At 38.4% G+C, this 8,146-nt stretch carries 9 protein-coding genes; all 9 read right to left on the minus strand.

The genetic code is table 11. The features are described 5' to 3' along the window. Positions 1 to 31: 31 nt before the first annotated feature. On the minus strand, positions 32 to 232 hold the full coding sequence (locus JZO69_RS06555; protein WP_207112093.1) for a heavy-metal-associated domain-containing protein: 201 nt from the start codon (positions 230 to 232) through the stop codon (positions 32 to 34). Between the two features lie 23 nt (positions 233 to 255). Further along, positions 256 to 705 (minus strand): CopY/TcrY family copper transport repressor, encoded by a 450-nt coding sequence (locus JZO69_RS06560; protein ID WP_207112094.1) that lies wholly within the window; start codon positions 703 to 705, stop codon positions 256 to 258. A 138-nt stretch (positions 706 to 843) separates the two neighbouring features. Beyond that, the gene (locus JZO69_RS06565) at positions 844 to 1,377 is read right to left on the minus strand and encodes a dihydrofolate reductase family protein (protein ID WP_207112095.1); all 534 of its coding nucleotides are present in this window, start codon (positions 1,375 to 1,377) and stop codon (positions 844 to 846) included. Between the two features lie 119 nt (positions 1,378 to 1,496). After that, complete coding sequence (locus tag JZO69_RS06570; protein WP_207112096.1) at positions 1,497 to 2,186, minus strand: uroporphyrinogen-III synthase; 690 nt, start codon at positions 2,184 to 2,186, stop codon at positions 1,497 to 1,499. Continuing rightward, a complete protein-coding gene (gene hemC, locus JZO69_RS06575; RefSeq protein ID WP_207112097.1) occupies positions 2,183 to 3,091 on the minus strand; it encodes a hydroxymethylbilane synthase in 909 nt (302 codons plus the stop codon). Before hemC ends, JZO69_RS06570 begins: the two co-directional genes overlap by 4 nt. A 47-nt stretch (positions 3,092 to 3,138) precedes the next feature. Continuing rightward, positions 3,139 to 3,924, minus strand: coding sequence for a formate/nitrite transporter family protein (locus JZO69_RS06580; RefSeq protein ID WP_207112098.1), 786 nt, complete (start codon positions 3,922 to 3,924; stop codon positions 3,139 to 3,141). 373 nt (positions 3,925 to 4,297) lie between these two features. Beyond that, the gene (gene cobA, locus JZO69_RS06585) at positions 4,298 to 5,278 is read right to left on the minus strand and encodes a uroporphyrinogen-III C-methyltransferase (protein ID WP_207112099.1); all 981 of its coding nucleotides are present in this window, start codon (positions 5,276 to 5,278) and stop codon (positions 4,298 to 4,300) included. Positions 5,279 to 5,280: 2 nt separating this feature from the next. Then, entirely contained in the window at positions 5,281 to 5,586 is a 306-nt protein-coding gene (nirD, locus tag JZO69_RS06590) for a nitrite reductase small subunit NirD (RefSeq protein WP_207112100.1), read from the minus strand. 2 nt (positions 5,587 to 5,588) lie between these two features. Beyond that, on the minus strand, positions 5,589 to 7,991 hold the full coding sequence (gene nirB, locus JZO69_RS06595; RefSeq protein WP_207112101.1) for a nitrite reductase large subunit NirB: 2,403 nt from the start codon (positions 7,989 to 7,991) through the stop codon (positions 5,589 to 5,591). Positions 7,992 to 8,146 lie beyond the last annotated feature (155 nt).

Raw genomic sequence — 8,146 nt, forward strand, 5'->3', positions numbered from 1 at the left:
TTACTTTTTCTTAGTAAGTTGAATTCTATAGTTATGCGACTGTAAATTTTGTTTCAGCTAATGATTTTTGTAACTCATCATTTGAAATCTCTTTGTCACTAACGATAGAAGCAGATTTTTTTTCTAAATCTACAGTTGCTGCTTGTACACCGTCGATCGCTTCAAAATTTTCCTTGACGATATTGACACAACCATCGCATTTCATTCCATTAATCGTTACTGTTTTTTCCATTAATAAACACTCCTTAATTTTTTTTATTGTTGAACTAAGTGACATTGGCATTGTCCAGGTATGCAATTACAAGGAACAACAGTCACAGCCGTTTTTCGTTTTTCTTCCAGCAATGCACTCAACTCGTCGATATCATCAAAACTCAATGTGCTGTCATTGATCATTGATTCAAGAACCTTGCCGACTTTTTTACTGCAGATCTTAGAGAGCATTTCTTCTGAAAGAACATCAATACTTTTCCGTTCTTCGACTAAAGGAAAATAGGTAAATTTATTCCCATTACGCTGAGTTCCCAACATCCCTTTTTCAACTAAGCGGCTTAGTAAGGTCTTAACAGTCGTACTTTTCCACTCTGTCTTTTCATTAAGGATCGCGGTTACTTCTTTACTGGTTGTTTCATTCGTTGCCCAGGCAACACGCATAACTTCCCATTCTGCATCAGTGATGTTAAGTGCTTTTTTTTTGTCAGACATACGAAAGTCTCCTTTAGCAGTATTATTTGAATAACATTAAAACTACATATGTAGTCGATACGTTTATAATAGCTCTTTTCTTTTCGTTTGTCAAAGAGAACTAGTTCCCTGCTTTTTACCAGTCAGCTATCTTTTGACTTATTTGTTTGAATATGTTGTATAAACCATATTATTTTTTACATACACTTGATCTACTTTTAAATTCACTGGTCCAGCCAATTTATTGAACAAAGGAATTCCATTTCCTAAAATAGTTGGAATGGTCGTAAGAATATACGTATCGATCAAATTAGCTTCGACTAAAGGTGCAATGATACTACCACCGCCGACAACCCAAATGGCTTGTCCTTCTTGCTCTTTTAATTCTTGAATCAGCTCTGCTGGATTTTGACTGGTAAAAATGAGTTTCTCAGTACTTGCATCTGGATGACTCGTAATGATGTATGAGGTTTGCTCTTCATAAGGATATTGTTCCGGTGACAATTCATTGACTACTTGATCATACGTTGTGCGTCCCATCACGACTGTATCGATTTTTTCCATTAATTCTTGGTAACTAGTATCTTCTTCAACTAATTCAATCCCACCACCTAAAAAATCAATACTGCCATCCGGCTCTGCGATATACCCATCAAGACTCGCTGCAATGTATAAAATAACTTCTCTACTCATTTAAAACGCTCCCTTCATTAACTAACTCTGAACTATTCATTGTACTGGTTTTATTTCTCTAGTCAACTGGTTTGTTCATTCTAAAAACACACATAGCTAAAAGGGAAATATCCATCCTTTCAACTATGTGTGTTTTTTATAACAACCTCATAACCATCTTTGATAATTGCTTGTTGTGTCGTTTGACCGAGACAATACAGCTTTGGCATATTTGTTAAACCCGTCTCACTAAACACAGATAAAAAACGTTGCCATAAAGATGGACTTGCCAGATACACAGCAGTTATTTTTTCAGTTACTAAACACGTCTTTAATCGCTGCCGATTCTCATCTGAAAAGAAATTATTATAAAGAATTGGCGTAAACAAGTCATGCCCTTGCTCTTTTAACTCGGCTTCCCCAACATTATCAGCTAAGTTACTTTTGGGATAAAAAATAGTCGTTGGTCTCGTAAAACAAACTGACCATGCTTCAAACAATTTCTGCTTCGTTGAAACAGGTGCTTGAAAGTCAATCTTCACATGATTGTCTAAAAGGACCTGAGCCGTTTTTGCACCAATAACTGCAAATTTTTTCGCTTGTAAATCTACGTTTACTGCAGGTTGTTGCTGAAAAAAGAATTTAGCTGCGTGTTGACTTGTAAAAAAGACCCACTCACTTTTTTTTAACATTTCTTCAAAAGTTCCATCTGACTTTTGCATCGTCAATGTCAGCAAAGGAATTTCAAGTGTTGCAAATCCTTGTTTCTGAAAGAATAAACGATCTTCTTGATTATCTTCAAGCAAACGCGTTAAAAGAATTTTTTTCATGACGATTCCCTATTCATCGCATTCAATAAGTTTTCTGCAACTTGTCTGCCAACACCTGCTAATTCTTGAACTACAACCGTTTCGGTGAAGGATTGTTTTAGCTCTTTATCTCCTAAGAACCCCGAAAATCGATACTCATCTCCCTCTTGAAGGGCAAAGGCACCAATTGGAATATCACAATTACCATTCAGCATCGCTAAGAAATCCCGTTCTTCCATAACTAATTTTCGAGTAAGCGGATCATTGATCACTTTTAAAAAATCCGTCATCTCATGATCTTCGCTCCGACATTCTACCGCTAAAGCGCCTTGGCCAACTGCTGGTATACACTGCTCACTGGTCAAAATAGTATATGGATATGTCGGAGCGCCAAACCAATCTAAACGTTTCAACCCTGCAGTAGCTAAAACAATTCCGTCTAGCTGTTGTTCTTCCATCCGTTTCAAACGCGTGCCCACATTGCCACGAATCGATTCAACTTGAATATCATTTCGTAAATGCTTCATTTGAAATTCTCGCCGCAAGCTACTTGTTCCAATTTTAGCTCCAAGCGGCAATTCAGCCAAAGACCCCACTTCTCGAAAAATCAAACAATCGAAAGGAGCGCTTCTTTCAGGAATCGCTGCCAATGTCAGCCCATCTGCCACTTTAGCCGGCATATCTTTTAAGCTATGTACCGCAAAATCAATTTCCCCTGCTAATAAAGCCTGCTCTACTTCATTGATAAATAAGCCCTTTCCACCAATTTTAGATAAACTGACAGAAAGCATTTGATCCCCTTTGGTGGTCATTGGAACGATCTCCACTGGAAAATCTCCATAAACTTCTTTCAGTAAATCTAAAACGATCATTGTTTGTTTCATCGCTAAGGGACTATTTCTGGTGCCGACACGGACGGTTTTCATTTTGCTTACTTCCTTTATCTTTTCTTATCTTTTAATCATACTAGATTTTATTTTTTTGACAACTGCCCTGTACCTACTTTATACGCTAAAAAGTAAAGTCCAGCGACAAAAAATCCGCCGCCAATGATATTACCTAAATACACACTGACCATATTTTGCCCAAAAGCAGCCCACGTATTTCCGCCTAAAAGAATCCCCATCGGAATTAAAAACATATTCGCTACCACATGTTGGAAACCACAAATCACAAAGCCCATGATCGGCAAGAAAATTCCAACGATTTTACCAATAAAATCTTTCGCTGCAAAATTCAAATAAACGGCTGTACTGACTAAAAAGTTACATGCAATACCTGAAAGAAAGCCTTGTAAAAAAGTATCTTTAGTCCGACCAAGAGAAACTTGAATCGCCCGCTCTGCAAAATCACCTTGCAATGCCCCACTCAAATAACCAAAGAAATACGCGACGAACAACGAACCGATCAAATTAAAAATGGTCACGATCACAATATTCCTTACCCACTTTTTGCCACTGATTTTCCGAGCAAATAGCGCCATTGAAACAACCATCATATTCCCTGTAACCAATTCTCCGCCAGCAAGCAATAAACAAATCAAGCCAAACGGAAAAACAGCCGCACCAATTACATTGACTAACGTCCCCCACTCTTTTGGCATTGTACCCATCGCCCGAATCATCGCAATACCTGCGACTGCTATAAAAACACCTGCTAAAAATCCTAACACTGCTAACGTCAAAAAACTAGCACGAGCTTTTTGTATTCCTTTTTCAATTGTAACATCAACTATTTCTGGTGGTTGAAGTGAGTTCATATTTTACCTCCTTTAATTTAAAAGCGCAGTGGGCTCGTTAAATCCTGACAGAAAAATAGGAAATTATGACTGAGGCGTTCTTTGCCTTATTCATAATTTATCTTTTTTCCGAAGGATTAGCCCACGAAGCTAGATAGATTTAAAAGCTGAATGGGCTCGTTCAATCTTGACAGAAAAATAGGAAATTATGACCGAGGCGTTCTTTGCCTTATTCATAATTTATCTTTTTTCCGAAGGATTAGCCCACGAAGCTAGATAGATTTAAAAGCTGAATGGGCTCGTTTAGGTTCGACAAGAAAATAGGAAAAATTGACTGTGACGCTTTTTGTCACATTCCATTTTTATCTTTTTCTCGAGAGACTAGCCCATGAAGCTAGATAATTCGCTTAGTCAAAATATCCCATTGTTTGTTATACATCGTCGCCAATTCTTGATTCAAATAAACAACTTCCTCAAAATAATGATCACTTAGATACCGCTGATGAACCTCATCAAAACGTCGATCACGAGTTTCCCCAACTTGAATCGCATACACATCGGCTCCTTGTTGGGTGTAAGAAAGAACCGTTTCAAAATCAATTTTTTCTGTATTAATCAACAAAATTTTACGTCCAAACAACGGCAATTGCTCAAACCAATCAGCACCCTTGCGACAGGAAACGACATCTCCTAAAATAATTAGAGATGGATTTTGAAGCTGGTGTGCTTCGATTGCTTCTACCATAGTTTGAATCGTAGCAGTAACCGTCTGTTGACGGCCTAGACTGCCCCATTCAATGATTGCCGCTGGTAATTGTGGTGAAACACCTTGTTCCAAAAGCTTCTGCTGCGTACTTACCGCTCGTTCTACTCCCATATACAAACACATCGTACCGTTTTCTGTTAGCCCTTTAAAATCAATTGATTCACCCGCTTGACGATGAGCAGTTGCCAACGTTACTTTACTGCTATGTTCACGATGAGTTAAAGGAATGCCGCTATAGCTACTAGCTGCGGAAGCTGCTGTAACTCCTGGAACAATCTCATAGCTGATCCCTTCACTTTGAAGCGTGGCAATTTCTTCACCCACACGACCAAAAATACCAGGATCCCCGCCTTTTAATCGAACAACGATTTGTTGTTTTAGCCCTTCTTCCAAAAGCAATTGATTAATATTTTTTTGTTTCAGCACATGATTTTTTGGATACTTCCCACTATAAATAAAACGCGCTGAATCTTTCGCAAGATAAAGCAAAACCGGGTGAACCAGCCGATCGTAAATAATCACATCAGCTGATTCTAGTACTCTTTTTCCTTTTAATGTTAGCAGTTCTGGATCGCCAGAACCAGCGCCGACAAAATAGACTTTACCCATAGTTACACCATGACATAGACACGATCATCTTCAACAATCGTCTCATACGCACGAACGCAACCTTCGTCTGGCTCTTGAACTTGTCCATCATTTAGATTGATCTTATAATCATGCAGCGGACAAAAAACATACTCCCCTGACACCGTTCCTTCAGCTAATGGGCCTTGTTTATGCGGACAAACATTCTCGATTGCTTTCACTTGATCATCACTTAAACGAAAAACAGCAATTTTCTGTGCTCCGACAATGACTTCTTTTCCTAATCTAGGTGCTAACTCATCTAATTGTGCAACAAAAATTTTTTCCATCTTTAAACTCTCCCCACTGTGTATAATTCTTGGCGTGTTTTGTCATCTTCAACAACTTCATCCCAAGGATTTCCCCGACGTCCGCTCACGGCTTCATCTAAAGTTGCTAATAATTCTTGACGTTTTTCAGGATCTAATAACACTTCTTTCACGACCTCAAAGCCCATACGTTCGATCCACGGAGCTGTTCTTTCAGCATAAATTCCTGTTTCACGGTAATATTGGAGCATTGCCCCACAAATATCGATGACTTCTTGTTCTGTTTCGACTGTTGTCAGTAAAACAGCTTCTTTCACTTCTGTTCCGCCATTTCCACCAACATAAATTTGAAAACCATTTTCTACACCAATGATCCCAAAATCCTTCACGCCACTTTCCACACAGCTTCTTGGACAAGCAGAGACACCCATTTTGAACTTATGCGGCGTATCAATAAACTCGTAACGTTGTTCTAATTTGATTCCAAGTCCCATTGAATCTTGTGTACCAAAACGACAGAAATTCGAACCTACACACGTTTTGACTGAGCGGACAGCTTTGGCATAAGCTCCTGCTGATTTCATATCTAGTTCTTCCCAGATTTTCGGTAGATCTTCTTTTTTCACACCATATAAACCGATTCGTTGGCTCCCTGTTACTTTGACCATTGGCACGTCATATTTTTCCGCAACTTTAGCAATTAAAAGTAATTGCTGCGGATTTGTCTTTCCACCACGCATTCTCGGAATGACTGAGAACGTTCCGTCATTTTGGATATTGGCATATAAACGTTCATTGACATAGCGAGATTCTTTCTCGTCTTCATGTTCTTTCGGCCATGCCACATTTAAATAAAAATTGATTGCCGGACGACACTTCGGACAACCTTCTGGATTAGCAAAATGTAGTTCATGGTAAACGTCTTCTGAAGAGGTTAGTTTTTTCGCGTAAATTTGAGTAACGATTTGATCTCTTGTTAAATCCGTACAACCACAAATTCCAGTAGGCGCAGATACCACTTCGCCACCTAACGCATAGGCTAAAACATCACCAATGACTGATTTACATTTTCCACAAGAACCGCCAGCTTTGGTATGTTTAGTTACGTCAGCTACTGAAGTCAATTCTTTTTCATTGATTGCAGTCATAATCGTGCCTTTATCGATTCCATTACAGCCACAAATCACTTCATCCTCTGGCCATTCACTCACATCAGCACTCGCTTCTTCACCTACCATATGGAGTAAAGAAACTGGTGTGTATTCCTCAATGCTTTCATTTTTTTTCAAAATATTGTAATAACGATTGCCTTCGCTTGTATCTCCATAAAGCACCACACCAATAACTTGATTGTCTCTAACAAAAATCTTTTTATACGTGTAATTGATGCCGTCAAAGGCTTCAATGCTATTGATTCCTTCTGTTTCCCTGATATTCCCTGCAGAATATAAATCACAACCAGATACTTTTAACGAAGTAAAAGTAGTGCTGCCTTGATAAGGTTTCGCTTCTTTACCAGTTAATACATCGGCTAAAACTTTCCCTTGTTCAAATAACGGTGCAACTAAACCATAAACATGCCCATTATGTTCCGCACATTCCCCTACTGCAAAAACATCTGAAACATTTGTTTTCATAAAATCATCGACAATAATTCCGCGATTCACTTCGATAGCTGTTGTTCTTGCTAGTGTTGTTTCTGAACGAATTCCGATCGACATTACAACCATATCTGTATCGATCGTTGTTCCGTCACTAAAACCTAAACCTGTAACACGGCTTTCTCCAAGAATTTTTTGGGTTGCTTTTTCCATTAAGAATTTTAAGCCTTGTTTTTCTAAATCTGCTTGCAGCATTTTCCCTGCTTTTTCATCTAATTGGGTTTCCATCAGCCATTTTTCTAAATGAACGACTGTGACTTCCATGCCTTGATCTAACAAGCCTTTTGCGGCTTCTAAGCCAAGCAGACCGCCACCGATCACAACAGCTTTTTGGTATTTTTGTGCAGCTTCAAGCATATTTTCTGTATCGTCAATTGTTCTAAAACCAACAACACCTTCTAATTTAGCGCCTTCAATGGGTAAGATAAAGGCTCTAGAACCAGTGGCTAGAATACACTTATCATAAGTTATTTCTGTGCCTGATTGGGTGATGATTTTTTTCGTTTCTGTATCCATTTTTACTGCTGGATCATGATTGATCAATTCAATCTGATTTTCTTCATACCATTCCAATGGATTCGTGATGATTTCTGAAACAGTCATTTTCTTTTGTAAAACGTTAGATAGCATAATCCGGTTATAATTCGGGTATTTTTCTTCACCGATGATTGTGATCTGGTAACGTTCAGGATCTCGATCTAAAATTTCTTCGATCGTACGAACACCAGCCATTCCATTTCCAATTAAGACAAGCTTTTCTTTCATTTTATGTAGACTCTCCTTTTGTGATTTTTTGAGCAATCAAATCGCTACTCTGTCTTTTTTAGAATAGCAATAATGAAAGGCGGTGACTATTAGGGAATTACCTAATAGTCACCGCCTTTCATTATTTTCTTTACTAATCACACATTATTTATTTG

The organism is Candidatus Enterococcus ikei, assembly GCF_017316105.1.
In the GTDB taxonomy this organism is placed as follows: domain Bacteria; phylum Bacillota; class Bacilli; order Lactobacillales; family Enterococcaceae; genus Enterococcus_L; species Enterococcus_L ikei.